General features: G+C 73.7%; 22 protein-coding genes. 10 read left to right on the top strand and 12 right to left on the bottom strand.

The annotated features are described in order from the left end of the window. The first annotated feature begins 25 nt into the window (after positions 1–25). The 4 genes from AB0D46_RS01355 to AB0D46_RS01370 all read left to right on the top strand — a co-directional run bounded on the left by AB0D46_RS01355 (position 26) and on the right by AB0D46_RS01370 (position 3,403). Positions 26–907 carry a DUF5819 family protein gene (locus AB0D46_RS01355; protein ID WP_362875178.1) on the top strand — a complete coding sequence of 294 codons (882 nt, stop codon included), beginning with the start codon at positions 26–28 and terminating at the stop codon, positions 905–907. After that, positions 904–2,133 carry an HTTM domain-containing protein gene (locus tag AB0D46_RS01360; RefSeq protein WP_362875464.1) on the top strand — a complete coding sequence of 410 codons (1,230 nt, stop codon included), beginning with the start codon at positions 904–906 and terminating at the stop codon, positions 2,131–2,133. Before AB0D46_RS01355 ends, AB0D46_RS01360 begins: the two co-directional genes overlap by 4 nt. Positions 2,134–2,261: 128 nt before the next feature. Continuing rightward, positions 2,262–3,041: an RNA methyltransferase gene (locus tag AB0D46_RS01365; RefSeq protein ID WP_362875179.1), complete on the top strand. Its 780-nt coding sequence runs from the start codon at positions 2,262–2,264 to the stop codon at positions 3,039–3,041. Positions 3,042–3,265: 224 nt separating this feature from the next. After that, complete coding sequence (locus AB0D46_RS01370; RefSeq protein ID WP_362875180.1) at positions 3,266–3,403, top strand: hypothetical protein; 138 nt, start codon at positions 3,266–3,268, stop codon at positions 3,401–3,403. A 145-nt stretch (positions 3,404–3,548) separates the two neighbouring features. On the opposite strand, the gene paaN is transcribed toward AB0D46_RS01370, so the two are convergent. Then, positions 3,549–5,231: a phenylacetic acid degradation protein PaaN gene (gene paaN, locus AB0D46_RS01375; RefSeq protein ID WP_362875181.1), complete on the bottom strand. Its 1,683-nt coding sequence runs from the start codon at positions 5,229–5,231 to the stop codon at positions 3,549–3,551. Positions 5,232–5,386: 155 nt separating this feature from the next. Between paaN and AB0D46_RS01380 the strand changes: the two genes are divergently transcribed. Next, positions 5,387–6,907: a 3-hydroxyacyl-CoA dehydrogenase gene (locus tag AB0D46_RS01380; protein ID WP_362875182.1), complete on the top strand. Its 1,521-nt coding sequence runs from the start codon at positions 5,387–5,389 to the stop codon at positions 6,905–6,907. After that, the gene (locus tag AB0D46_RS01385; RefSeq protein WP_362875183.1) at positions 6,904–7,512 is read left to right on the top strand and encodes a TetR/AcrR family transcriptional regulator; all 609 of its coding nucleotides are present in this window, start codon (positions 6,904–6,906) and stop codon (positions 7,510–7,512) included. The genes AB0D46_RS01380 and AB0D46_RS01385 overlap by 4 nt, the downstream gene beginning before the upstream one ends. A gap of 139 nt (positions 7,513–7,651) precedes the next feature. On the opposite strand, the gene AB0D46_RS01390 is transcribed toward AB0D46_RS01385, so the two are convergent. Further along, entirely contained in the window at positions 7,652–8,191 is a 540-nt protein-coding gene (locus AB0D46_RS01390; RefSeq protein WP_362875465.1) for an Lrp/AsnC family transcriptional regulator, read from the bottom strand. A gap of 193 nt (positions 8,192–8,384) precedes the next feature. On the opposite strand from AB0D46_RS01390, the gene pdhA reads away from it, so the two are divergent. From pdhA to AB0D46_RS01405, 3 genes are read left to right on the top strand one after another with little or no spacing between them, the layout of a single operon-like run. Further along, on the top strand, positions 8,385–9,521 hold the full coding sequence (gene pdhA, locus AB0D46_RS01395) for a pyruvate dehydrogenase (acetyl-transferring) E1 component subunit alpha (protein ID WP_362875184.1): 1,137 nt from the start codon (positions 8,385–8,387) through the stop codon (positions 9,519–9,521). A 35-nt stretch (positions 9,522–9,556) separates the two neighbouring features. After that, positions 9,557–10,525 carry an alpha-ketoacid dehydrogenase subunit beta gene (locus tag AB0D46_RS01400; RefSeq protein ID WP_362875466.1) on the top strand — a complete coding sequence of 323 codons (969 nt, stop codon included), beginning with the start codon at positions 9,557–9,559 and terminating at the stop codon, positions 10,523–10,525. Beyond that, on the top strand, positions 10,525–11,856 hold the full coding sequence (locus AB0D46_RS01405; protein ID WP_362875185.1) for a dihydrolipoamide acetyltransferase family protein: 1,332 nt from the start codon (positions 10,525–10,527) through the stop codon (positions 11,854–11,856). Before AB0D46_RS01400 ends, AB0D46_RS01405 begins: the two co-directional genes overlap by 1 nt. A gap of 259 nt (positions 11,857–12,115) precedes the next feature. Here the strand turns inward: AB0D46_RS01405 and AB0D46_RS01410 are convergent, their stop codons facing one another. From AB0D46_RS01410 to AB0D46_RS01455, 10 genes are all read right to left on the bottom strand, one after another. Further along, complete coding sequence (locus AB0D46_RS01410; RefSeq protein WP_362875186.1) at positions 12,116–13,093, bottom strand: NAD(P)H-quinone oxidoreductase; 978 nt, start codon at positions 13,091–13,093, stop codon at positions 12,116–12,118. Between the two features lie 135 nt (positions 13,094–13,228). Next, complete coding sequence (locus AB0D46_RS01415; protein ID WP_362875187.1) at positions 13,229–14,329, bottom strand: potassium channel family protein; 1,101 nt, start codon at positions 14,327–14,329, stop codon at positions 13,229–13,231. Beyond that, the gene (locus AB0D46_RS01420) at positions 14,317–15,606 is read right to left on the bottom strand and encodes a molybdopterin molybdotransferase MoeA (protein ID WP_362875188.1); all 1,290 of its coding nucleotides are present in this window, start codon (positions 15,604–15,606) and stop codon (positions 14,317–14,319) included. Before AB0D46_RS01420 ends, AB0D46_RS01415 begins: the two co-directional genes overlap by 13 nt. Then, the gene (locus AB0D46_RS01425) at positions 15,603–16,514 is read right to left on the bottom strand and encodes an NTP transferase domain-containing protein (RefSeq protein ID WP_362875189.1); all 912 of its coding nucleotides are present in this window, start codon (positions 16,512–16,514) and stop codon (positions 15,603–15,605) included. The genes AB0D46_RS01420 and AB0D46_RS01425 overlap by 4 nt, the downstream gene beginning before the upstream one ends. A 441-nt stretch (positions 16,515–16,955) precedes the next feature. Continuing rightward, a complete protein-coding gene (locus AB0D46_RS01430) occupies positions 16,956–17,495 on the bottom strand; it encodes a bacterial proteasome activator family protein (protein ID WP_281211160.1) in 540 nt (179 codons plus the stop codon). Positions 17,496–17,601: 106 nt separating this feature from the next. Beyond that, the gene (locus AB0D46_RS01435; RefSeq protein ID WP_362875467.1) at positions 17,602–20,358 is read right to left on the bottom strand and encodes an ABC transporter permease; all 2,757 of its coding nucleotides are present in this window, start codon (positions 20,356–20,358) and stop codon (positions 17,602–17,604) included. 101 nt (positions 20,359–20,459) lie between these two features. Next, on the bottom strand, positions 20,460–21,203 hold the full coding sequence (locus AB0D46_RS01440; RefSeq protein ID WP_362875190.1) for an ABC transporter ATP-binding protein: 744 nt from the start codon (positions 21,201–21,203) through the stop codon (positions 20,460–20,462). A gap of 24 nt (positions 21,204–21,227) precedes the next feature. Next, positions 21,228–21,902: a PadR family transcriptional regulator gene (locus tag AB0D46_RS01445; protein ID WP_362875191.1), complete on the bottom strand. Its 675-nt coding sequence runs from the start codon at positions 21,900–21,902 to the stop codon at positions 21,228–21,230. A 95-nt stretch (positions 21,903–21,997) separates the two neighbouring features. Then, the gene (locus AB0D46_RS01450; protein ID WP_362875192.1) at positions 21,998–22,510 is read right to left on the bottom strand and encodes a hypothetical protein; all 513 of its coding nucleotides are present in this window, start codon (positions 22,508–22,510) and stop codon (positions 21,998–22,000) included. Positions 22,511–22,823: 313 nt separating this feature from the next. Further along, on the bottom strand, positions 22,824–24,488 hold the full coding sequence (locus AB0D46_RS01455) for a protein kinase (protein ID WP_362875193.1): 1,665 nt from the start codon (positions 24,486–24,488) through the stop codon (positions 22,824–22,826). 238 nt (positions 24,489–24,726) lie between these two features. Between AB0D46_RS01455 and AB0D46_RS01460 the strand changes: the two genes are divergently transcribed. Continuing rightward, a complete protein-coding gene (locus AB0D46_RS01460; protein ID WP_362875194.1) occupies positions 24,727–26,343 on the top strand; it encodes a protein kinase in 1,617 nt (538 codons plus the stop codon). Positions 26,344–26,426 lie beyond the last annotated feature (83 nt).

Consider the following 26,426-nt stretch of genomic DNA (forward strand, 5'->3'; position numbering starts at 1 on the left):
CCGATCGTTCGGTTCATCCTCTTCAATGGTGAGACGGCGGCCCGTAGGGTGTCAACCTCTGTGGGCAACCCTGTGGACGCCGGATGATCGGGGCGGGATGGTTTCGAACGAGCACGGGCCTGCGGAAGGAGTCCTTCCGACGGCCGTTCCGGCACCTTCCGGCCCGGCGGAGGACGCCCGCGCGGCGCCACCGGAGGCCGCGGATCCCGTACTGGATCCCGCCCCGGATTCCGGCCCGGATCCGGCCCCGTCCGAAGGGCCGGACGGGCCCGCCGCGCCGCCCCGGACCCCCGGCATGGCGGGCCTGCCCACCCCGTACCGGATCGTGGCGGCCTTGGGGCTGGCGGCCGTGGCCGTCGCCGCCGGCCTGCACCTGGCGCTCGTCTTCCTGCACGTCGCGCCCTCGAACACGCTGAGCAAGCAGCACGCGGACCTGGTCGACGGATGGGTCTATCCCGAGTTCGAACAGAACTGGAAGCTCTTCGCGCCCAACCCCCTCCAGCAGAACATCTCCGTGCAGGTGCGGGCCGAGGTCCGCGCCCCCGGGGGCGATGTGGTCACCGGAGGCTGGCGCGACCTGTCCGCCGAGGACGGCGCTGCCATCCGGCACAGCCTGCTGCCGAGCCACACCGAGCAGAACGAGCTGCGTCGCGCCTGGGACTTCTTCACGGGCTCCCACGACGAGAACAACCGCCCGAACGGCGACCGCGGCGCGCTCGCCGAGGAATACCTGCGCCGGATCGCCCTGGACCGGATCACCGAAGGCGAGGGCAGTGGCGCCGCCGGCCGCCGGATCGAGCGGATCCAGCTGCGCTCGGCGACCGCCGCCGTCGCGGCGCCGAGCTGGAGCACCGAGAAGACGGACACCCAGACGTACTACCGGGAGCTGCCGTGGTGGACGGTGTGAAGCGGCCGGGTCCCCGGGCCCGGGCGGCCGCCGCCCTGACCCGGGTGACGGGGCGGGCGCTGGGCCCGTACCAGAGCGCCGTGGTCCGCATCGGCTTCGCCGGGACCTGGCTGTTCTTCCTGCTGCGCGAGCTCCCGAACCGCCACGAGCTGTACGGGCCCGACAGCCCGTGGAGCTGGCAGCTGGCCGAGCGGCTCATCGCTTCGAACCGGGCGTTCACGGTCCTGATGTGGTCGGACTCCACGCTGTGGTTCGAGATCGTCTACGCCCTCTCCGTGCTCGCGAGCCTGCTGCTGGTGCTGGGCTGGCGCACCCGTGCGACGTCCGTGGTCTTCATGGTCGGCGTGTTGTCCCTGCAGAACCGCAGCGTCTTCATGGGCGACGGCGGGGACAACGTCATCCACCTGATGGCGATCTACCTGGTCCTCACCCGCTGCGCTCAGGTGTGGTCGCTGGACGCGCGCCGGGTCCGGCTGCGCGGCAGCGCCTCGGCGGGCGCGGCGGGGCCGGTGCTGTGGGGCGTGCTGGGCGTCGTACTGGCGTACGGGGCGCTGATCGGGCGGTTCAGCACCGGTTGGCTGGCCGCGTTCGCCGCGCTGTGGGTCGGGCTCGGGCTGTGGTGGCTGGTCGACCGCTTCGAGCCGGACGGCGACGCCCGGGCGGTGCTCGACGTACTGGCGAACGTGCTGCACAACGCCGGAATGCTGGTGATCATGGCGGAGGTGTGCCTGATCTACGCGACGGCCGGCTGGTACAAGATCCAGGGGTCGCGCTGGCAGGACGGGACCGCGCTGTACTACCCGCTCGGGTTGGACTACTTCACGCCGTGGCCGGGGCTGTCCGGGCTGCTGGCGGGCAGCGGGACGCTGGTGATGCTGCTGTCGTACGGGACGGTGGCGGTGCAGGTCGCCTTCCCGTTCACGCTGTTCGACCGGCGCGTGAAGAACGTGCTGCTGGCGGTGATGATGCTGGAGCACGCGGGCATCGCGCTGCTGCTGGGGCTGCCCTTCTTCTCGCTGGCGATGATCGCCGCCGACGCGGTGTTCCTGCCGACGGCCTTCCTGGTGTGGCTCGGGGCGCGGGCCGCGGCGCTGCGTCCCGTACGGGGGCGGGGGCCGGGCCGAGGGCGGGTACGGGTGCCGGTCGCGCGGGAGCCCGGGGCGGAGCAGGAGCCCCGGGCCCCGCAGGAGCCCGTCGCGGCGGAACCCGGCGCGCCGGCGCGCTGACGGCGACGGAGGCGACGGAGGCGGCGGCGGCCGAGGCCGCGGCGGTGACGGCAGGGGTGGTGACGGCAGCGGTGGTGGAGCGCGGGGCTGGGGCCGGCGCCCCGCCCCCGGCGTCGTAGGGTCGGCGCATGAGTGAGCAGCGGAGTCCCGAGGAGACCGTGCGCCGGTGGCGGGAGGAGGCGGGGCGGGACGGGGCCGTCCTGCTCGACGGGTTCCACGCGCTGAAGCACGCCCTGCGCTTCGGCGCGGAGATTCGGGCGGTCGTCGCCGACGACCCCGACGCCGTACGCGCCTTGGCCGCAGAGCTGGCTCCGGACGTGGCCCCGGAGGTGGGACGGCTGGTGCTGCGGGCCCCGCTCAAGGACCTGCTGCCCCGCGTCCACCCGACCGGCGTCGCGGCGCTCGCCGTCCGGCCCGACCGGGCCGCCGGGCGGGCGGCGCTGGCCCGGCGGCCCCGGCCGGCGCCGATCGTGGTCCTCGACAACCCGCGCAACCTCGGCAACGTCGGCGCCGTCGTCCGCCTCGCCGCCGGTTTCGGCGCCACGGGCGTCGTCACCCGTGGCGACCTCGACCCCTGGCACCCCAACGTGGTCCGGGCCGGCGCCGGCCTGCACTACGCCACCACGGTCGAACGGCTCGCCCTTGAGGAGCTGCCGGCCGGGCCGCTGTACGCGCTCGACCCGGAGGGCGCGGACATCCGCGGCCTCACCCTCCCCGACGACGCCCTCCTCGCCTTCGGCTCCGAGCGGCACGGCATCTCACCGGAGCTGCGCGCCCGGGCGGACCACCTGGTCTCCCTCCCGATGCGCCCCCAGGTCTCCAGCTACAACCTGGCCACCAGCGTGGCCATGACCCTCTTCCACTGGGGCGGCCCCCCGGCCGGAGCGCAGGGCGGCGAGGACGCCTAGGGGCGGCCGCGCCGCAGGATCACGGAGCGGGACTGGCATGTCCCGCCCGACAGTCCGCAGGCGCGGGCCCTGGCCACCGGGCCGGCGACGCTGTCCCGGATCGGGCACGGCGGCTTCGCGGAGGTGCTCGACGCGTACGCGACGGCGGCGGAGGCCGTGGCGCGGGCCGACCTGGCGCACGTGGGGCGCGGGGGTCGGCGCGGGAGCACCTCATCGAGGAGGTCGTGGTCGGCATCGTCATGGGCGACGCGATGTTCGCGGCGGCCCTGCGCAGGATGGCGCGGCTGGACGGCTCCTCGCGGGCTTCGGAGCGGGAGGAGCCGACGGGTCCGACGACCCGGACGGCCGGTCTTCCCGGCTGAGCCGGGGCGGCCGGGCCGCCGGTACGGGGACCGCCCCGGTCGGGGCCGGCCGATACCGGGGGCCCGCCCCGACCGGGATCCCCGGCCGATACCGGGGGCCTGGGCCGACCGGGGGCGTCCCGGTCGGCCCGGCGCCCCGTACGGGTTACGCCTGGCGGCGGACCTCCACCACCCGGAACCGGTTCGCGACGAACGCGCCGTCGCACAGGGCGGCGTTCGCCGCCGGGTTGCCGCCGGAGCCGTGGAAGTCGGAGAACGCCGAGGTCTGGTTGACGTAGACCCCGCCGGTCAGGTTCAGCGAGAGCTGCGCCGACTCCTCCAGGCAGACCTCCTCGATGGCCCGCTCGGTGTCCGGGGACGTCGTGTAGGCGCCCACGGTCATCGCGCCCTTCTCCCGCACCGTGCGGCGCAGCAGCTCCAGCGCGTCGGCGGTGGAGTCCACCGCGACCGCGAAGGAGACCGGACCGAAGCACTCCGAGAGGTAGGCGGCGTCCGGGTCCGGCTTGCCGGCGTCCAGCTTGACCAGGACCGGGGTGCGCACCACGGCGTCCGGGAACTCCGGGTTGACCACCTCGCGGGAGGTCAGCGCGACCTCGCCGAGGGAGGCGGCCGCCTCCAGGCGGGCCTTGACGTCCGGGTTGACCAGCGCGCCGAGCAGGGCGTTGGCCCGGGCGTCGTCGCCCAGCAGGCCGCCGACCGAGGCGGCGAGGTCGGCGACGACCTCGTCGTACGACTTGTGGCCGGCGTCCGTCCCGATGCCGTCGCGCGGGATCAGCAGGTTCTGCGGGGTGGTGCACATCTGGCCGCTGTACAGGGACAGCGAGAACGCCAGGTTGGAGAGCATCCCCTTGTAGTCGGAGGTGGAGTCGACGACGACGGTGTTGACGCCCGCCTTCTCCGTGTAGACCTGTGCCTGGCGGGCGTTGGTCTCCAGCCAGTCCCCGAACTCCGTCGAGCCGGTGTAGTCGATGATCCGGACCTCGGGGCGCAGCGCGAGGGTCTTGGCGATGCCTTCGCCCGGGCGCTCGACGGCGAGGGCCACCAGGTTCGGGTCGAAGCCGGCTTCGGCGAGGACCTCGCGGGCCACCTTGACGGTGAGCGCCAGCGGCAGGACGGCGCGCGGGTGCGGCTTGACCAGCACCGGGTTGCCGGTGGCGAGGGAGGCGAACAGGCCCGGGTAGCCGTTCCAGGTGGGGAAGGTGTTGCAGCCGATCATCAGTGAGACGCCACGCGGGACGGCCGTGAAGGTCTTGCCGAGCTCCAGCGGGTCGCGCTTGCCCTGCGGCTTCGACCAGTCGGCCCGGCCGGGGACCCGGGTCTGCTCCTCGTACGCGTAGGCGATGGCCTCCAGGCCACGGTCCTGGGCGTGGGGGCCGCCCGCCTGGAAGGCCATCATGAAGGCCTGGCCGCTGGTGTGCATGACCGCGTGCGCGAATTCGTGCGTTCGCGCGCCGATCCGGGCCAGGATCTCGACGCAGACCAGGGCGCGGGCCTCGGGCCCGGCGTCCCGCCAGGCGCTCATGCCGGCCCGCATCGCGGGGATCAGGACGTCCGGGTCGGCGTGCGGGTACTCGACGCCCAGCTCCGGGCCGTACGGGGAGACCTCGCCGCCCGTCCAGCCGTCGGTGCCGGGCTGGTCGAGGTCGAAGCGGGTGCCGCGGACGGCCTCGAAGGCGGCGAGCCCGTCGGCCGGGGCGGTCTCCCCGTACGCCTTGGGGTGTTCGGGGTGCGGGGACCAGTAGGCGCGGCTGCGGATGGCAGCCAGCGCCTGGTCCAGGGTGGGCCGGTGCTTCTCGGACAGCTGGGGGAGGGTGAGCTCGGCGGCCATCAGGGACCAACTCCTCGTTGAGCCGGGCAGGATCAGGCTGAGATCAGGCAGGGGCGGGTGAAGAAGAGCAGACTGCAGTTAGAGTAACCGAACGATCGGTCGGGACAAGAGGGCCCGGCAGGCCTGTGGATAAGTCGGTGCGGGAGGATCAGGACATGACAGCAATCGAGCGGTCCCGCACTGTGGCGGTCGTCGGCGCCGGCACCATGGGGCAGGGCATCGCCCAGGTCGCCCTCCTCGCCGGTCACCGGGTGCTGCTCCACGACATCGACCCCGCCTTCGCCGAGGCCGGGGCGGGCCTGGTGCGCGACCGCGTCGAGCGGATGGCGGCCAAGGGCCGCCTGGACCGCGCCGAGGCCGAGGACGCGATCGGCCGGATCGGCGCGGCGCGCACCCTCGCCGACCTCGCCGACGCGGCCCTCGTCATCGAGGCCGTCGTCGAGGACGCCACGGTCAAGCGCACCCTCTTCGCGGCCCTGGAAGCGGTGATCGCGCCCGAGGCGGTGCTGGCCACCAACACCTCCTCCCTCTCGGTCACCGAACTCGCCGCCGACCTGCGCCACCCCGGCCGCTTCCTCGGCCTGCACTTCTTCAACCCCGCGCCGCTGCTGCCCCTCGTCGAGGTCGTCAGCGGACACGCGACCGACCCCGCCGTGGCCGAGAGCGCCCACGGCACGGTGCTCGGCTGGGGCAAGACCCCGGTCAACTGCTCCGACACCCCGGGATTCATCGTCAACCGGATCGCCCGCCCGTTCTACGCGGAGGCCTTCGCGGTGTACGAGGAGCGCGGCGCCGACCCGGCCACCATCGACGCCGTGCTCCGCGAGAGCGGCGGCTTCCGGATGGGGCCGTTCCAGCTCACCGACCTGATCGGCCAGGACGTCAACGAGGCCGTCACCCGTTCCGTCTGGGACTCGTTCTTCCGCAGCCCCAAGTTCACCCCCTCGCTCGCCCAGCGCCGGCTGGTCCAGTCGGGTCGGCTCGGCCGCAAGTCCGGACAGGGGTGGTTCCCGTACGGGGAGGACGTCCGGCTGCCCGAGCCGCACACCGCGGGGCCCGAGGAGGCGCCGGACAAGGTCACCGTGGTCGGCGACCTCGGCCCGGCCGCCGTCCTGGCGGAGCTCATCGAGGAGGCCGGCATCGCGGTGACGGCCACCGGACACGGCGGTCCGTACATCCAGCTGCCCGGTGAGGGCCAGCTGGTGCTCGCGGACGGCAAGACCTCCGTCGAGTTCACCGACGTCGTCTACTTCGACCTCGCCCTGGACTACCGCGGCGCCGGCCGCGTCGCGCTCTCCGCGAGCGAGGACGTCAGCGCGCGGACCCTGGCGGAGGCCGTCGGTCTCTTCCAGAAGCTGGGCAAGAAGGTCTCCGTCATCGGCGACGTCCCCGGCATGATCGTCGCCCGGACCGTCGCCATGCTGATCGACCTGACCGCCGACGCCGTGGCGCGGGGCGTCGCGGACGCCGCGGACATCGACACCGCGATGACGCTCGGCGTCAACTACCCGCTGGGCCCGACCGCCTGGCACGAGCGGCTCGGCCCGGACTGGGCGTACGACCTGCTGCACAACCTGGACGAACGCTGTCCCGGCGGCCGCTACGCGCCCTCGCTGGCGCTGTTCAGGCTGGGCTACGCGGCGGGCGGGGAAGACGAGGGGGAGGACACGGCATGACCACGGTCAGGCGGGACACCTACACCCCGGAGACGCTGCTCGCGGTGGCCGTCCAGGTCTTCAACGAGCGCGGCTACGACGGCACGTCGATGGAGCACCTCTCCAAAGCGGCCGGCATCTCCAAGTCCTCCATCTACCACCACGTCGCGGGCAAGGAGGAACTGCTCCTGCGGGCCGTCAGCCGCGCGCTGGACGGCCTCTTCGCCGTCCTCGACGAACCCGGCGCCGTACGCGGCCGGGCGGTGGAGCGGGTCGAGTACGTGACGCGGCGGACGGTCGAGGTGCTGCTCGGCGAACTGCCGTACGTGACGCTGCTGCTGCGGGTCCGGGGCAACACGCGCACCGAACGCTGGGCGCTGGAGCGGCGCCGCGAGTTCGACCACCGGGTCGCCGACCTGCTGAAGGCCGCCGCCGGCGACGGGGACCTGCGTGCGGACGTGGACATCCGGCTCGCCACCCGGCTGCTGTTCGGCATGGTGAACTCGCTCGTCGAGTGGTACCGCCCGCACCCCGGCGCGGACCACGGGCAGCTCGCCGACGCGGTGGTCCACATGGCCCTCGACGGGCTCCGCGCGACCCCGAAGGGGCGCGACGCCGCTTCGTAGGGACGCGGCGGCGCGACCCGCGATGTGAGTGCGACCGAGTGCGCCCCCCGGAATCCGGGGGGCGCACTCGCGTTGTCGAACGCCCCCTCGCACCACCCGGTCGGATCAGTCGTACCGGTGTCCTGTGCGGGGCGGTCGTTCACTCCTCCGTGAGGGCCGGCCCGGTGGCGGGGCCCGGGTCGAGGAGGTCCGTCTCCTCGAAAACCAGCAGCGTGCGCGTGGAGAGGACCTCCGGGATGGACTGCAGACGCGTCAGGACCAGCTCGCGCAAGGTCCGGTTGTCCGGGGTGTGGACGAGCAGCAGTACGTCGAAGTCGCCGCTGACCAGTGCGATGTGCGCCGCGCCCGGCAACTCGCGCAGCTGCTCGCGCACCGTCCGCCAGGAATTCTGGACGATCTTCAGGGTGATATAGGCGGAAGCGCCCTGACCTGCTCGTTCGTGGTTCACCCGGGCGGTGAACCCACGGATCACCCCGTCGTCGATGAGCCGGTTGATCCGGGCGTAGGCATTGGCCCGCGACACGTGGACCTGCTCGGCCACCGAGCGTATGGAGGCCCGGCCGTCGGCCTGGAGCAGCCGCATGATCGACCGGTCGATCGGATCCAGGGGGCGGGAAGGCACCGGAGGGGCGCCCGTGACCGCCCCCGGCGGGACCGGGCCGGAACCGGCTCCGGCCATTTGTTCATCCGGCATTGCCCGATGCCTCCCTCTCCTGGACGTCCTGCACCCATCCCACGGCCCCGGCGCCAGTTTGTCCACAGCCTGGAGCCGCCTGTAGCCAAATTGCCCGGACAACCGAACAATCGGTTGGTGAGGGGCCTCACATCCGGGGCACTCCCTGCCCGCTTCCCACGAGGAGGTGTACGCCGCCATGACGGTCCAAGAGCTGCCCGGTGCCGGTGCGTCCCACCGTGTAACCCCGCCGCCCGCCTGGAGGCCCCGTACGGACGCAGCGGCGCTGCTTCCGGACCCCGAGCCGTACCGGGTGCTGGGCACCGAGGCGGCCGACCGCCTCGACCCGGCGCTGATGCGCCGGTACTACGCCGAACTCGTGCGCGGCCGCCGCTACAACGCGCAGGCCACCGCGCTGACCCGGCAGGGCCGTCTCGCCGTGTACCCGTCCACCGTCGGCCAGGAGGCCTGCGAGATCGCGGCCGCGCTGGTCCTGGAGGAGCAGGACTGGCTCTTCCCGAGCTACCGGGACACCCTGGCGGCCGTGGCCCGCGGCCTGGACCCCGTACAGGCGCTCACGCTGCTGCGGGGTGACTGGCACACCGGGTACGACCCGCGCGAGTACCGGATAGCCCCGCTGTGCACCCCCCTCGCCACCCAGCTGCCGCACGCGGTGGGCGTCGCCCACGCCGCCCGGCTGCGCGGGGACGACGTCGTCGCGCTGGCCATGGTCGGTGACGGCGGCACCAGTGAGGGCGACTTCCACGAGGCGCTGAACTTCGCGGCCGTCTGGCAGGCCCCGGTGGTCTTCCTGGTCCAGAACAACGGCTTCGCCATCTCCGTCCCGCTCGCCAAGCAGACCGCGGCGCCCACGCTGGCCCACAAGGCCGTCGGCTACGGCATGCCCGGCCGACTGGTCGACGGGAACGACGTCGCGGCCATGCACGAGGTCCTCACCGAGGCAGTCCAGCGAGCCCGCGCCGGCGGCGGACCCACCCTCATCGAGGCCATCACGTACCGGATGGAGGCCCACACGAACGCGGACGACGCGACCCGCTACCGCACCGACGCCGAGGTGGAGGCCTGGAAGGCGCACGACCCGGTGGAACTGCTGGAGCGCGAGCTCACCGCCCGCGGGATCCTCGACGAGGACGGCATCCGGGAGGCGCGCGACGCGGCCGAGGCGATGGCCGCGAACCTGCGCGAGCGGATGAACGCCGAACCGGTCGTGGACCCGATGGACCTGTTCGCGCACGTCTACGCGGAGCAGACCGGACGACTGCGCGAGCAGGCCGACCTGCTGCGCGCCGAACTGGAAGCCGAGGAAGAGGCGTGAGCACGGTGGCACAGCGGGCGGTGAAGCCCGCGACGATGGCGCAGGCCCTCACCCGGGCCATGCGCGACGCGATGGCCGAGGACCCGACCGTCCACGTGATGGGCGAGGACGTCGGGGCGCTCGGCGGGGTCTTCCGGATCACGGACGGCCTCGTGAAGGAGTTCGGCGAGGACCGAGTGACGGACACCCCGCTCGCGGAGGCCGGGATCCTCGGCACCGCGGTCGGCATGGCCATGTACGGGCTGCGGCCGGTCGTGGAGATGCAGTTCGACGCGTTCGCGTACCCGGCCTTCGAGCAACTCATCTCGCACGTCGCGAAGATGCGCAACCGCACCCGGGGCGCGATGCCGCTGCCGATCACCATCCGCGTCCCGTACGGCGGGGGCATCGGCGGCGTAGAGCACCACTGCGACTCCTCCGAGGCGTACTACGTGGCCACGCCCGGTCTGACGGTCGTCACCCCGGCGACCGTCGAGGACGCGTACGGGCTGCTGCGCGCGTCGATCGCTAGCGACGACCCGGTGGTCTTCCTGGAGCCCAAGCGGCTGTACTGGTCGAAGTCGCCGTGGTCGCCGGACGCCCCGGACGAGGTCCCCGGGATCGGGAAGGCGCTGGTCCGCCGGGCGGGCACGAGCGCCACGCTGATCACCTACGGGCCGTCGCTGCCGGTCTGTCTGGAGGCGGCCGAGGCGGCCCGCGAGGAGGGCTGGGACCTGGAGGTCGTGGACCTGCGCTCGCTCGTCCCGTTCGACGAGGACACGGTCGTGGCCTCCGTACGCCGGACCGGGCGCGCGGTCGTGGTCCACGAGGCCGGCGGCTTCGGTGGACCGGGCGCGGAGATCGCCGCCCGCGTGACGGAGCGGTGCTTCCACCACCTGGAGGCGCCCGTGCTGCGCGTGACGGGCTTCGACATCCCATACCCGCCGCCGATGTTGGAGAAGCACCACCTGCCCGGTGTGGACCGGATCCTGGACACCGTGGCCCGCCTGCAGTGGGAGAACTGATGCCGCAGGTACTGGAGTTCAAGCTGCCCGACCTCGGGGAGGGGCTCACCGAGGCGGAGATCGTCCGCTGGCTGGTGGCCGTGGGCGACGTGGTCGAGATCGACCAGCCGGTCGTCGAGGTCGAGACCGCCAAGGCGATGGTCGAGGTGCCCTGCCCGTACGGCGGCGTGGTCACCGCGCGCTTCGGCGAGGAGGGTACGGAACTCCCGGTCGGCGCCCCGCTGATCACGGTGGCCGTCGGTTCGGGCACCATGCCGGAGCCGGAGCCGGCGGAGCAGTCGTCCGGGTCGGGCAACGTGCTGGTCGGCTACGGCACGGACCACTCCCGGCCGGCGCGGCGCCGTCGGGTCCGTCCGGCGGGTGCGGCGCAGGCCGCTCCGGCGGAGGTGGTTGTGGCCGCTCCGCAGGCCGCCCCGGCGGTCGTGGCCGCGGCCGCTCCGGTGGTCGCCGGCGGGCCCGTTCCGGTGATCTCGCCGCTGGTGCGCAAGTTGGCCCGGGACAACGGGCTCGACCTGCGGGCCCTGCACGGATCCGGTCCGCAGGGACTGATCCTGCGGGCCGACGTCGAGGCGGCCCTGGCGGGCGCGCCCACGCCGTCCGTCACGTCCGCGGCGCCCGTCGCGGCGGCCCGACCCGCCCTTCAAGGCGAGCGGATCCCGCTCAAGGGACTGCGCGGGGCCGTCGCCGAGAAGCTCTCGCGCAGCCGGCGCGAGATCCCCGAGGCCACCTGCTGGGTCGACGCGGACGCCACCGAACTGATGGCGGCCCGGGCCGCGATGAACGCCGTGGACGGGCCGAAGATCTCGGTGCTGGCGCTGCTCGCCCGGATCTGCACGGCCGCGCTCGCCAAGTACCCCGAGCTCAACTCCACCGTCGACCTGGCGGCGAACGAGATCGTCCGGCTCCCGGCCGTGCACCTCGGTTTCGCCGCGCAGACGGAGCGGGGGCTGATGGTCCCGGTCGTCCGGGACGCGCAGGACCGCAGCCCGGAGTCCCTGTCGGCCGAGTTCGCCCGGCTGACCGAGCTGGCCCGGGCGGGGAAGCTGGCACCGTCCGACCTCACGGGCGGGACGTTCACGCTGAACAACTACGGGGTCTTCGGGGTCGACGGCTCCACTCCGATCATCAACCACCCCGAGGCGGCCATGCTCGGCGTGGGCCGGATCATCCCCAAGCCGTGGGTGCACCAGGGGGAGCTGGCCGTGCGCAAGGTCGTCCAGCTGTCGCTGACCTTCGACCACCGCGTCTGTGACGGCGGCGCGGCCGGCGGTTTCCTGCGGTACGTCGCCGACTGCGTGGAATCCCCGTCGGTGCTGCTGCGCAGCCTCTGATCGGAGACCTCCACCGCGAGGTCTCCGCCGCGACGCCTCCATCGCGAGGCCTGCGGTGCGAAGCCTCTGATCCGAGGCCTGCGATCCGCAGCCCCGGGCCGCCCGTCCTGAACCGGGCGGCCGGGGCCGCGGCCGAGGACTCCCGGGGCGGCGGCCCCGGGAACACGGCCGGGCGGGACCCCCACCCCGCCCGGCCGTACCACCCGTTCCGCCGCGCGTCCGAGTTCCGCCCGTCCGAGGCGCAGGACGCGTTCCGGCCCTACACGGTCAGCAGCAGCTTGCCGACATGGGCGCTGGACTCCAGCACCCGGTGGGCCTGCGCCGCCTCGGCCATCGGGAACGTCGCGTGCACCACGGGGCGCACCCGCCCCGCAGCCACCAGTGGCCACACGTGTTCGCGTACGGCCGCGATGATGGCGGCCTTCTCCTCCAGCGGCCGGGTCCGCAGCGAGGTGGCGGTGATGGCCGCGCGCTTGGCCAGCAGGGTGCCCAGGTTCAGTTCGGCCTTCACGCCGCCCTGCATCCCGATCACGGCGAGTCGCCCGTTGACGGCCAGCGCGTCCAGGTTCCGCGCCAGGTACTTCGCGCCCATGATGTCGAGGATCACGTCCGCGCCGGCGCCGCCGGTGGCGGACCGCAGCTCCTCCACGAAGTCCTGCTCGCGGTAGTCGATGAGGATGTCCGCGCCCAGCTCCGCGCAGCGCGCGAGCTTCTCCTTGCCGCCCGCGGTCACCGCGACCCGTGCGCCGACCGCCTTGCCGAGCTGGATCGCCATCGTGCCGATGCCGCTGGAGCCGCCGTGCACGAGCAGGGTCTCGCCGGGACGCAGCCCGGCGACCATGAACACGTTGGACCACACCGTCGCGACGACCTCCGGCAGCGCGGCGGCCGTCACCAGGTCGATGCCCGCCGGCACGGGCAGCAGCTGCCCCGCCGGGACGGCCACCCGCTCCGCGTAACCGCCGCCGGACAGCAGCGCGCACACCTCGTCGCCCACCGACCAGCCGGACACGCCCGGCCCGAGGGCGGCGATGCGGCCGGAACACTCCAGGCCGGGGTAGGGGGAGGCGCCGGGCGGAGGATCGTAGAAACCCTGCCGCTGGAGGACGTCGGCGCGGTTCACGGCGCTCGCCGCGACCGCGACGATCACCTCCCCCTCGCCGGCCACCGGATCGGGTACGTCGGCCCGGACCAGGGCCTCGGGGCCACCGGGCTGCTCGATCGTGATCGCATGCATGGCCCGGAGGCTACGCGAAGGCGCCCCGCGACGGCAGGACGCCGCCGCGTACGACCCGGCGCGCGGCCCCGCACCGACCCGGCACCGACCCGGCGCGGCCCCGGCACCGACCCGGCACCGACCCGTCCGGGGGGCCTACTCCACCGGGCCGAACGTCACATTGGGCGAGAGCGGACGCGTGGCGCGCACGATGCTGATGACCCGGTCCGTCAACTGGAGCGGGCTCGCGTGCGGGTCGTCGTAGGCGAGCAGACGGTGGCCGCGCAGCACGCTCACCACCAGGTCGTCGGTCTCCCGCACGCTGCGGCCCACCTCGGACTTGTTGACGGGGCGTTCGATCAGGTCGAGGCCGCTGCCCTGCTGGATGAGGTCCTCCATCACGGTGCCCGCGCTCGGGCTGAGCACCGACAGCCCGAGGAGCCGTCCGGCCGCGCTCGCGCTGGTGATGACCGCGTCCGCGCCGGACTGCTTCAGCAGCGGCGCGTTCTCCTCCTCGCGGACCGCCGCGACGATCTTCGCGCCCCGGTTGAGCTGGCGTGCCGTCAGCGTCACCAGGACCGCCGTGTCGTCCCGCTGGGTGGCGATGACGATCTGACGGGCCTTCTGGATCTCCGCGCGCAGCAGGACGTCCGAGCGGGTGGCGTCGCCGACCACACCCGTGAGCCCCTCCGCGTTGGCGGTGTCGATGACCTTGGCACTGGGGTCGACGATGACCACCTGTTCCCGGCTGAGGCCCGTGGCCAGCAGGGTCTGCAGCGCCGAACGGCCCTTGGTACCGAAGCCGACGACGACCGTGTGCTCGCGCAAGTTCTTCCTCCAGCGACTCAGCCGCCATTCTTCCCTGGTGCGTTCGGTGAGCACTTCCAGGGTGGTGCCGACCAGGATGATCAGGAACAGCACCCGAAGCGGGGTGATCAACAGGACGTTGACCAGCCGCGCGGTGTCGCTGTGCGGGACGATGTCGCCGTAGCCCGTCGTGGACAGGGTGACGGTCGCGTAGTAGACGCAGTCGAGGAGATCGACCGACCCGTTCGCGTTGTCGTGGTACCCCTCGCGGTCGAGCCAGACGATCAGAACCGTCAGACAGAGCACGAACAGGGCCATCAGCAGCCGCCGGCTCACCTGCCGCAGCGGCTTCTCGACGACGCGTTTGGGCAGCTTGATGCGGCGCGAGACGAGTTTTTCGTCCGCGCCGCGCGCCATGGCGTCCTGGCCGTGAAGTTTCACGTGAAACATCCCCCCGAAGCCCAGGGCAGGTCGAGGATTTCGAGGTCCTGCCCGGATCGTGCGCCGTGCGGCGGTACGACGGCCAGCGCGTCGGCGGCGGCCACGCCGCGCAGCATCGCCGGGCCGTTGTACCGCAGCGGCACGGCATGTTCGTCGGTCAGCAGCACCGGCACGAGCCGGGTGTCGTGCGGGTGGCCGGGCACGTCCCCCTGCACCGGCGCGGTGTAGCGCGGCCGCTGCCGGCGGCCCGCGAGGGCGCGCAGCAGGGGTTCGGCGAGGGTCAGCAACCCGGAGACGGCCGCCAGCGGGTTGCCGGGCAGGCCGACGACGTGCCGCCCGTCCGCCCGGTCGCCGATGCGGGCCAGCAGCATCGGGTGCCCGGGGCGCACGGCGACCCCGTCCACGAGCAGCTCGGCACCGGCGCGGGCCAGCACCGGGTGTACGTGGTCGACGGGACCGGACGCGGTGCCGCCGGTGGTGATCAGCAGGTCCGCGGAGGAGCCGGCGACGGCCTCGTACAGGGCCTGCGCCCCGGCCGGGTCGTCCCCGAGCCGGCGCGTACCGGTGACCTGCGCCCCGATCCGGGTGAGCCAGGGGCCGAGCATCGGGCCGAGGGCGTCGCGGATCAGTCCGTCGTGGGGTCGGCCCTCGGCCAGCAGCTCGTCGCCGAGGACGAGCACCTCGACGCGGGGCCGGGGCCGGGTGACCAGCTCGTCGTACCCGGCGGCCGCGGCGAGACCGAGGACGGCGGGGGTGACGAGGGAGCCGACGGGCAGCAGCAGGTCCCCGGAGCGGCACTCCTGGCCGCGCGGACGGATGTCCTGGCCGGTGCTGACGGCCCGCTCGGCGTGCAGTTGGGCGCCGACCTCGCGGACGTGCTCGCTGCGGATCACGGCGCTGGTGTCCGCCGGGACGCGGGCGCCGGTGGCGATCCTGACGGCCTCGCCGTCGGCGAGCGGAGCCGGCGGCTCCGTCCCGGCCAGGACCCCGCCGGGGCGGGTCCGCCAGGGGCCGGGTCCGGCGACGGCCCAGCCGTCCATGGCGGAGGTGTCGAAGGACGGCAGGTCGCTGAGGGCCTCCAGGGGGGCCTCCAGCACCTCGCCGAGCGCGTCGGGGAGCGGTACCCGGTGGCTGCGGCCGCGTACGCCCGAGCCGGCCCGGACGGCCGCCGCCCGGGCGTGCGGCCAGGCCGTGGCGCGGTGGCCTCCGGCGGCCCCGGCCCGGGCATCGCGGCTGACCAGGGCAAGGGCTTCGTCCAGGGCGCCGTCGGCGTCGGTACGGGTCATCCTGAGCCGCTCTCCTGGGGATCGGCGGGGCCCGCCTCGGCGGGCTTGGCGTCGGCGGGCTTGCCGTCGGCGGGGGTCGCTTCGTCGGCCCAGCGCAGGGCCAGCTCGGCGGTCTTGCGGCAGGCGTCGAGGACGGCCTGCGCCGGGTCGGCGCCCTGCGCCTCGGCGCGGGCCGCCGCGTAGCCCACGAGGAAGGTCGTCAGCGGAGCCGCGGGCCGGGCGACGCCGTGGGCGGCGTCACGGGCGAGGTCGAGCAGGGCCGTGACGTCGACGTCGACGTCGATGCCGAGCTCGTTCTTGGCGGCGTTGATCCATTGCTCCAGCACGGTCCCATGCTCCCTGATCCGGGCCCGGGCCGACGCCAGGTCCTCCCAGGTGTCGCAGTCGAAGGAGGCGAGGGGTGCGGTGGCGGTGACGGAGGTCAGGTCGAGCTCGGCGGTCAGGGCGCGCAGCGGCAGCCCGTTGAGGGTGCCGTGCTCGGTGGCGAGCAGGGCGATCTCGCGGCGCAGGGGCTCCGCGCGGTAGGCGGCGACCAGCGGCTGGTCCCGGCCGTCGGGGTCCCGGAGCAGGGCCCCGTCCGGCCCGTCGGCGGTCAGTAGCGCGCGGACGGTGTCCCGGTCGAGGAAGGGCAGGTCGGCGGAGAGTACGAGGACCAGCCCGGCCGTCGTGGCCCGCAGCCCGGCGTCCAGCGCGGCCACGGGGCCGCCGCCGGGCGGGTTCTCCCGGGCCCAGCGCACCGGGCGGGCCGTCGCCCGGCGGCCGCCGACCACGACGGTGGTCCCGGCGTCGGCGCACGCGTCGAGGACCCGGTCCAGCAGGGCGCGGCCGCCGACGCGCAGGCCCGGCTTGTCGGCCCCGCCGAGGCGGCGGGCGGCGCCGCCGGCCAGGACGATCGCGTCGTAGGTCATGCCCTTGAGTATGGGGGCCGGGGGTTGTCCACCGGCGGCGTGGGGTCGCGCCTCAATCGCCGGCGGGGCTGGAGGGGTCGGGGGTTTCCGGGCGCCGCCCGGACCCGCGCCTCAAGTGTTGGCGGGGCGGGAAGGGGGTGACCGGGCCTGTGCCGCGTGGGGGCGGTGGGGTCGGGGGTTTCCGGGCGCCGCCCGGACCCGCGCCTCAAACGCCGGCGGGGCTGGATTGGTCGCCGCCCGGGCCCGCGCCCCAAGCGCCGGCGGGGCTGGGTTGGTCGCCGCCCGGGCCCGCGCCCCAAGCGCCGGCGGGGCTGGATCGGGCGCTGCCCGGGCCCGCGCCTCAAACGCCGGCAGGGCTGGGGCGGGGGGATCGGATCGCGCCCCCGCAGAGTGGTGGCGGGCTCGGGGCCTGGGGCTCCGGGCCCGCCGGGTGGGGCGGGGTTAGAGGTACGGGCCGGAGCGGACCGCGCCGTGGGGGCCGTCCTCGTCGTCCTCGTGCGATCCGCCGGGCGGCAGGGCGCGGCGCATCTGCTCCAACTGGGCCCGCGCCGCCATCTGCTGCGCGAACAGGGCCGTCTGGATGCCGTGGAAGAGGCCCTCCAGCCAACCCACCAACTGTGCCTGCGCGATCCGCAGTTCCGCCTCGGAGGGAATGGCCTCCTCGGTGAACGGCAGGGACAGGCGCTCCAGTTCCTCGACCAGTTCCGGTGCGAGGCCGTCTTCGAGCTCCTTGACGGAGGCGGCGTGGATGTCCTTGAGCCGGACCCGGCTCGCCTCGTCGAGAGGCGCGGCGCGTACCTCTTCCAGGAGTTGCTTGATCATGCTGCCGATCCGCATGACCTTGGCGGGCTGTTCGACCATTTCCGTCACCGGGACCTCGCGCGACTCGTCATCGGCGCCGCCGACCGCCATCCCGTCCTGTCCCACGATCAGGACGTTCGGGGGGCTGTCCTGCGACCGTTCACTCCTCGGCATCTCCATGCCGTCATTCTCTCGCACACCTGCGTACTCACACGGTGTGCCCCCGCGGGAGCGTGATCCACCCTGTCCGGGGGCCGGAACATCGGCCCGGCCCCCGTCGCGGGGGTCAGCCGGCCTCGCGGCGGGCCAGTGCGCCGCTCGACCGGGTGACCAGCGCCGCGAGCAGCGCCGCCCCCAGCGGGACCACGATCAGCAGTCCGGCCAGCGTGGGCCAGGGCACGGCGATCGGCACGTACAGCTCGGTGTCCTGCACCGTGGCCCAGCCCCTCTCGATGCCGTTGCGGATCAGGCGTTCCTGTTCGCGTTCCTGGGTGAGCCGCAGCCCGACCGCCGGCAGGATCCCGGCGGCGGAGCCGAGGACCACGCCCATCAGGGCGACCACCCCGCACTGGAAGCCGCTCAGGGTGCGTCGCACGCGCGGGGCCGCGCCGACCGCCGCGAGCGTCTTCAGGTCGGCCTCGGCGTCGGCCTGCGCGAGGCCGGTGGCGATGCCGGCCGCGCCGATGGTGATCAGCCCCGCGAAGACGGTGAGGACGAGGACGCCGAGGGTGCTCTCCTTCTGGTAGCCCTCCTCGATCCTGAACCGGGCGTCGGCGCCCATCCGGTCGATCTCCCCGTCGAGCGTCTGCCGCTGCGCGCCGGTCGCCTTCCCGTCGAGGCTGAACCAGGCGCCGACGGGAGCCGTGGCGAGGCCCGCGTTCTTCGCGGCGGCCGGCGGTACGACCAGTCGGATGCCCCAGGCCTCGGCGGGACGCGGGGCCGTGTGGACGGCGAGCACCGTGTCCCGGCCGGGGACTTCGGCGTTCTTCCCGGCTGCCTCCTCTACGGCGGCCTGGTCGGTGACGACCCGCAGGGTGATCTTCCCGTCCTTCACGTCGTGCGGTTCGAAGGAGACCGGCCGGCCCTCCTTGAGGGCGGCGGTGGATCCGGGGTCGGTGACCGCGAGGACGGTCATCAGCTTCTCGTCGGCGATGACCACATCGGGCGCCGAGAAGTGCGTGCGCGGTGCGCACCGCGAGTCCTTGCGCAGTTCACGGGCCTGCGCCGGGGCGAAGGAGTCGACCCCGCCGGGTGCTTCGAGGAGCGGGCAGCGCTGTTCCTTCGGGGTGATGAGTTCGACGCGTCCGCAGGTCAGGTCGGAGTCGCGCATCTCGCAGTTCGGGTTGCCGACCACGAAGCGGTCGACATCGGCCCGTACGGCGACCGGCAGCGTGCTGCTGAGGGTGGCGCGCAGGGCCGGGACGTCCTTGTGCCCGGTGTTGTCATTGGCGGTCAGGGTCCCGACGTTGGCGGGGAGTTCGGCCACGTACTCGTGCCGGGCCTGTACGTCACGACTGTGCTCGTAGGTGGAGACCGCCACGGTCCCCGCGACGGCGGCCAGTACGGCGGCCACGGCCGGCGCGGTACGCCCCCGGTTGCGGACGGCGTCGCGCAGCGCGAGCCGCGGCGAGAGCGGCAGCAGGCGTCCGAGCCGCCCGAACAGGCCGACGAGGAGCGGGGTGAGGGCGACGACGCCCAGTTCGGCGATGGCGCTGCCCCCGGCGACGACGGTGGTGCTGACCTGGCGGGTCGCTCCGTAGAGGACGATCGCGGTGCCCCCGGCCACGGCGGCGAGGCCGACGAGGGGCAACACCCGGTTGGCGCGGCGGACGCCCCGACGGCCGGTCAGGGAGGCCAGTACGGTCTGTCGGGAGGCGGTGACGGCGGGCACGACCGCCGCGAGGAGCCCGGTCAGCACGGCGAGCAGGGCGATGCCGAGCAGTTCCAGCGGGCGGACGTCGAAGCCGCCGAAGCGGGCGCCGAGCTGCTGTTCCAGGACGGGCCGCAGCCCGACGGTGAGGGCCACACCGACCGCGGTGCCGATCACGGCCGCGACGGCGCCGATCACGAGGCCGCCGGAGAGCACGACGGCCCGGATGTGCCGCCGGTCGCCGCCGTTGGCGCCGAGCAGCCCCAGCTGGCGGCGCGAGCGCCGGGCGCCGACCGCGAAGGCGGGCCCGGCGAGCAGGCACACCTCCAGCATGGTCAGGCCGATGACGGTGGCCAGGACGGCCCGCTCGGTGAGGGTGCCGCCCGCGTCGGTCAGCTCGAACTGCTCCTTGGGCGTCTGCCGGAACAGCGGGACGTCGGAGTCGGCGGGCGGGTTCAGCGCCACGGCGCGGGAACGCACGAGCGCGCCCTTGGTGTTGGCCTCCTTGACCATGTTCCACGTGAAACCATCGCCGCCGACCGAGACCAGGTACGAGGTCCGCTCGGTCACCCCCGGCGCTCCGGTGGCCTGGAGCGCCTTGTTCAGCGGGGCGAACAGGGTGCCGGGGAGGGCGAGCAGCTCCGTGGTCCGTAGCGCGGAGGGGAGCTCGTACGCCCCCACCACCTTGTACGCGGTCGGTGAGCCGCGCGGGGTGACCGAGGAGCCGACGTACAGCCCGGAGGCCTTCAGGAAGGCGTTGGTGGCGACGACCTCCCCCCGCCCGGAGGGCAGTCGGCCGCGGTCGAGCGTGATCAGGCCACGGGTCAGCGGGTCGTGCACGTCCAGCTCGCGCAGTTCGGTGGCGAGGAGGCCGTGCGCGGTGTGCACCTTGGTGTGGCCCGAGGTGTCCTGGACGGACCGGGCGCCCGCGGGGACCGAGGCCTTCAGCGGCTGCGCCTGCGGCTGCTTGCCCGGCCGGTAGGCGTCGTAGCCGCCGACCGGCGCGTAGTGCTCGCCGTCCGGGTGCTGGAACACGGCGGCGTCGACGTGGGATTCGGTGATCCGGGCGTCGGCCGCCCCGAGCTCGCGGGTCAGGGTCTGCTGCGGGGAGAGCTCGCCGCTGCGCAGGGCGAGGTCCGCGGCGCTCACGCCGACGATCGGCAGGGCGATCATCGACAGGACGAGGGCGCTGCGGCCCTTGGCGCGCCAGGCGTCGCGACGGGCGATGCGCAGGGCCGCGACCCAGGGGTGGAACCAGGAGCCGAACGGGGAGGTCACAGGCCGGCCGCCCGCCCCGAGAGCAGCGAGTCGGCGCCGCTGCGCAGGGTCTCGTCCACGACGGTGCCGTCGCGCAGGAAGACGACCCGGTCCGCCCAGGCGGCGAAGCGGGGTTCGTGCGTGACCAGGATCCCGGCCGCGCCCGCGTCGCAGCGGTTGCGCAGCAGGGCCAGTACGGATTCACCGGTCTCGGATTCGAGGGCGCCGGTGGGCTCGTCGGCGAGGACCAGTCGGCGGTCGCCGACCAGCGCGCGGGCGATGGCGACGCGCTGTTGCTGGCCGCCGGACATCTCGTCGGGGAAGCGGTGGGCGAGCTGCGCGAGGCCCATCTCCTCCAGCGCGGCGATGGAGGCGACGCGGGCCCTGCGGGCGGGGACGCCGTCGAGTTCGAGGGGCAGCGCCACGTTCTCGGCCGCGGTGAGGGCCGGTATCAGGTTGTAGTCCTGGAAGACGTAGCCGATGCTGCGCCGGCGCATGGCGGCGAGTTGTTTGCGGCTCGCGGTGGTGATGTCGAGGCCCTCGACGAGGACCCGGCCGCTGGTCGGGGTGTCGAGGCCGCCCGCGAGGGTGAGCAGCGTGGACTTGCCGGATCCGGACGGGCCCATCACGGCGACGAGTTCGCCGGGGTGGACGACGAGGTCGATCCCGCGCAGGGCGTGCACCTCGGTGGCGCCGCTGCCGTGGGTGCGCACGAGCCGGTCCAGTTGGAGTACGGGTTGCGTGGTGTGCTGGTCGGGCATGAGGGGTTCCCCTTGGAACGGTGGTCAGCCCCGCCGCGGTCGGGCGGTACGGGGCCGGCCGGCGGTGGCGCCGGCGGTGGGCTCGGTGGCGGGCTCGTCGGTGGCGGTCCCCGGCGGAGCGGGGGCGGCGGGCCCGGCGGGTGTCCGGCCGGCCTGCTGAGAGAGCCGTACGAGCCGTGCCTCGGAGTGGTCGAGCCAGCGGGCCTCGGCCTCGGTCTGGAAGATCAGCTGCTCCAGGACGAGCAGCCAGGCGAGGTCGTCGCGTTCGTCGGCCTCGCCGCTCTCGATGGCGCCGAGGGCCCTGGCCTTGAGCCGGGTGTAGTCCTGCATGGCGCGCACGGTGGCGTGCCGCTGGGACTGGATCACGGCGCGGATGTCCACGCCGGGGGCGCCGACGGCCATGGCGAGCTTGATGGACAGCTCGTCGCGCGGCGGGTTGGTGCGGTCGACGGGGCGCTCGTACCACTCGCGCAGTTCGGCGCTCCCGGTGTCGGTGATGGCGTACAGGGTGTGTCCGGCCGCGTCCTCGCCGCCGGGGGCGACGAGTCCGTCGCGCTCCAGGCGGCCGAGGGTGGTGTACACCTGCCCGACGTTGAGGGGCCAGGTGGAGCCGGTGCGGGATTCGAATTCGGAACGCAGTTGGGAGCCGTACCGGGGGCCCCGTTCCAGCAGGGCGAGAAGACCGTGGCGAATGGACATACTCAGTATGTATACCGAGTATGCCCTTGCTCGCAAGGACCCCCGGGAGGATCCGGGGGTGGTCACGGGCCCCGAGGAGGCCGGTTCCGGGGCGGTCAGCGGCCGCGCCGCAGCCGCATCCCCATGAAGCCGAGGCCCAGTCCCATCAGGGCCAGCCCGGTGCCGAGCGGCAGTATGTGGGCGGCCAGATCGGCGGCCCGCTCGTTCGGCCCGGTGCCCATCGCGGTGACGGAGGACGGTGGGCTCGCCGCGGCGGGCGGCCGCGGCTCGGGCGCGACCTCCGGAGGGAGGACCGGCTCGCCGGGCGGCGGCTGCGCGGGCCGTACGGGGTGCGCGGGCCGGACGGGGTGGACCGGCCGCAGCGGACGCGACACCGGGGCCACGTCCACGGAGGCCGGTTCGCCGACCGGGCGCCCGGGCCGCTCCCGCCCCTCCCCGGCGGCGCTGCCGGCGAGGTCCTCGCGGGGCCCGCCGTCGGCGTCGGTGGTCCGACCGGCGACGGTGGCCGCGGCGACGTCGAGGGCGGCGCTCGCCGGCGCCGTGACCAGCAGCGCGGCGGCGAGCGCGGCTCCGGCCGCCCAGTGCGGGACGCGGAGGCGATGAGTCACGGGGAGCCCCTCCCGTTCCGGTTGACCGAGGAAGCGGAAACCGAGATCCGGCAAAGCGGAAGACCGAGGACCGAGCGGCGGAGCGGCGGACGGGCGGGCTAATGGGCGGCCGAATGACCGGGCCGACGGCGGCAGGTTCGTGCTCAGATTTACATAGTGGGGCAAAAGCGGCATCCCGGGCCGCCCATCGGGGTGGCCCGGGATGCCGGGTGTGTCGTGCGGGTCGCCCGGGAAGCCCCGGACCGACCGTCTCCTCCTACGGTTCCTCCTACGGGTCCTCCCGCAGGTCCTGCTACGGGCCCCTCCGCGGGTCCTACTGCGGGTTGCCGCTGGAGACGATCAGCTTGAACTCCGTGTCGTCCTTCGCCACGTCGTCACCGGCCGCGGGCAGCTGCTCCAGGACGGTGTCCTGGCCGTAGACCGCCTCGTCCCGCGTCTCGATCTCGTAGCGCCAGCCGGCGGCCTGGAGGCACTCCTTGACCGAGCGGAGGTTCTTGTACCGCAGGTCGGGCGCGATGACCTTGTTCGCGTCCTTGTAGGCCTTGGACGGCTTCTTGCACTTCTCGACGTCGATCGTGCGCGAGGTGTCCGGCCCCTTGAAGCCCGCCTTGGCGGAACCGGACGCGGACGCCGACGCGGAGGCGCTCGGCCCCGGGCCGGCCTGCGGGTCCTCGTCCTTGCCGTTCATCGAGAGCGCCGCGATCAGACCGCCGACGGCCAGCAGGGCCACGACGATCGCGCCGACCACGACCGGCGTGTTCCGCCGGCCACCGCCCGAGCCGCCCGTCGCGCCGCCCTGGTGCGACGGGGAGATGGTGAACGGCGCCGGCGTCTGCGGCGCGTACTGCTGCGGCGCCGGCGTGTGCACGCCCTGCTGCGGGTACGCGTACCCGCCCTGGTGGTGCTGCGGCGGGGGCGTCGGCGCGTACGGGGACGGCGCCTGGTAGGGCTGCTGGAGCGACTGCGGCGGCGGGGCCTGGAACCCGGAGTCGACGGGCGGGAACACGGCCGAACCCACGCCGGCGCCGCTGCCCCCGGTGACGGCGCCGGGCACGATCGCCGGCGCGCCCGTCCGGCCGGCCGACAGCACCCGCAGCAGGTCGTCGCGCATGGCGGCGGCCGTGGGGTAGCGCTCGTTCGGGTTCTTCTTCAGCGCCCGGGCGACGAGCGCGTCCATCGCCGGGGTGACCGCCCGGTTGATGGTCGACGGAGCCACCGGCTCCTCCTGCACGTGCGCGTACGCGATGGCCAGCGGCGAGTCCGCGTCGAAGGGGATGCGCCCGGTCAGCAGCTGGAACAGCATGATGCCGACCGAGTACAGGTCGGAACGGGCGTCCACGCCGCGGCCCAGGGCCTGCTCCGGGGAGAGGTACTGCGGGGTGCCGACGACCATGCCGGTCTGCGTCATCGAGGTGACGCCCGACTGCATGGCGCGGGCGATGCCGAAGTCCATCACCTTGACGACGCCGCGCTTGGTCATCATCACGTTGCCGGGCTTGATGTCGCGGTGGACCAGCCCCATCTCGTGGCTGGTCTCCAGCGCGGCCAGCACGTCGGCCGTCACCTTCAGCGCCCTGTCCGCGGGCATCGCGCCGTACTGGCGGATGTCGGCCTCCAGGGCGGAGCCCAGGGGCTGACCTTCCACGTATTCCATGACGATGTAGGGCATCACGGTGCTGTCGCCGCCGCCGGAGCCGCCGAAGACGACTTCGCCCTCGCCGGTGTCGAAGACCGAGACGATATTGGTGTGCGACAGTTTCGCAACAGCCTGCGCCTCACGGCGGAACCGCTCGCGGAAGGACGCCTCGCGCCCCAGTTCGCTGTGCAGGGTCTTGATCGCCACCTGCCGGTCCAGCGCGGAGTCGTACGCGAGGTAGACCGACGCCATGCCGCCCTCACCCAGCAAATCCCTTAGCTGGTAACGGCCGCCGGCCAGAGAGCCGCCTGCGTACCGGCCCTGTGTGCCGTCCTGGCTCATGACTGTTGCTTCCCCTCGGGCTGCGTCCCCACGCGTCCGGCTGAGCGCATGTGGCGCCCAGTCTGCCGGAGGGCAAGCACACGTCAAGCCAGGTACCCGTTCCGTGACCACGGGGGCACGCGCCGCCTTCGTCCGGACGGTGACCGGTTCGGAGGCTGTAGCGTTCGTCGGAGCACCCGATGAGGACCCGATGAGGACCCACCGCTAGAGCGGACGAGAGAGACGACGGCGAGGACTGATGGCACCCGAACCCGAGGGAAACGGCGCCGGGATGGCCGACGGTCCTGAACATTGGGGCGCGGGCGGCATCGTCGGGGACGGCCGCTACCGGCTGACCCACCGCCTGGGCCGCGGCGGCATGGCTGAGGTCTTCGCCGCCGAGGACGTGCGCCTGGGCCGTACCGTCGCCGTGAAGCTGCTGCGCGCCGACCTCGCCGAGGACCCGGTGTCCAAGGCCCGGTTCACGCGCGAGGCCCAGTCCGTCGCCGGCCTCAACCACCACGCCGTGGTCGCCGTGTACGACTCGGGCGAGGACCGGGTCGGACCGAACGTCGTCCCCTACATCGTGATGGAGCTCGTCGAGGGCCGCACCATCCGCGACCTGCTGATCAGCGCCGAGGCCCCGGGCCCCGAGCAGGCGCTGATCATCGTCTCGGGCGTGCTGGAAGCCCTCGCGTACTCCCACCAGCACGGCATCGTGCACCGTGACATCAAGCCCGCGAACGTCATCATCACCAACACCGGCGCGGTGAAGGTGATGGACTTCGGCATCGCCCGCGCCCTGCACGGCGTGCAGTCGACGATGACCCAGACCGGCATGGTCATGGGCACCCCGCAGTACCTGTCGCCCGAACAGGCCCTCGGCAAGGCCGTGGACCACCGCAGCGACCTGTACGCGACCGGCTGCCTCCTCTACGAACTCCTCGCGCTGCGGCCCCCCTTCACCGGCGAGACCCCGCTCTCGGTGGTCTACCAGCACGTGCAGGACGCCCCGGTGCCGCCTTCGCAGCTGCCCGAGGGCGGTTCGATCCCGAAGGAACTCGACGGCCTGGTCATGCGGTCGCTCGCCAAGGACCCGGACGACCGGTTCCAGAGCGCCGAGGAGATGCGCGGACTCACCCAGTACGCGCTCCAGATGCTCCAGGAGCAGGGCGCGAACACCGGCACCTGGAACACCGGTCCGGTCACCATGTCCCTCCCGCACGGCCAGCCCGGCTCGCCGACCACGGCGATGCAGGCGAACGGCAACGGCGGCCAGTACTCGGCGCACTCCACGACCTCGCAGTTCCAGCAGCCGATGGTGCCGCCGCTCAACCCGGACGACGGCTCCGCGTTCCCGGGCGGCGGCGGTCACGGCGGCCCGGGCGGCGGTCAGGGCGGCTACGGCGGCTACGACGAGCGTCCGCGCGGCGGGCGCTGGAAGATGATGCTGTTCGCGCTGGTGGCGGTGCTCGCCATCGCCGGCGGTGTGGCGTACGCGTGGAAGAACGTCAGCGAGAACAACAGCAACAAGGACAAGACCCCGAGCACGAACCAGAGCTCGCCGGGCGCCTCGCAGAGCAAGCCGGGGGAGACCAGCCCGGAACCCGAGTCGAGCCCCTCGGCGCCGTCGACCTCGAAGACGTACGAGGAGACGTACGCGCCGAACCCGACCAAGAGCAACAGGTTCACGCCGAGCACGGGCCCGACGGCGAGCGCCAGCACGAGCCCGACCCCGACGGCGAGCAAGACCACGCCGGTGGACCCGACACCCCCCACGAAGGAGCCCCCCACGAAGGAGCCTCCGACGAAGGAGCCTCCGACGAAGGAGCCGACGGACCCCGTCACGGGCGGCCCGGCGAACCCGGTCGAGTAGGCACCCGAACGCATCCGAAGTACGCGAAAGGGCCCGGCGGAACCAATTCCGCCGGGCCCTTTCGCGTACCCGCGCGCGAGGTC

This window comes from Streptomyces sp. NPDC048383 (assembly GCF_040651775.1).
GTDB lineage: Bacteria > Actinomycetota > Actinomycetes > Streptomycetales > Streptomycetaceae > Streptomyces.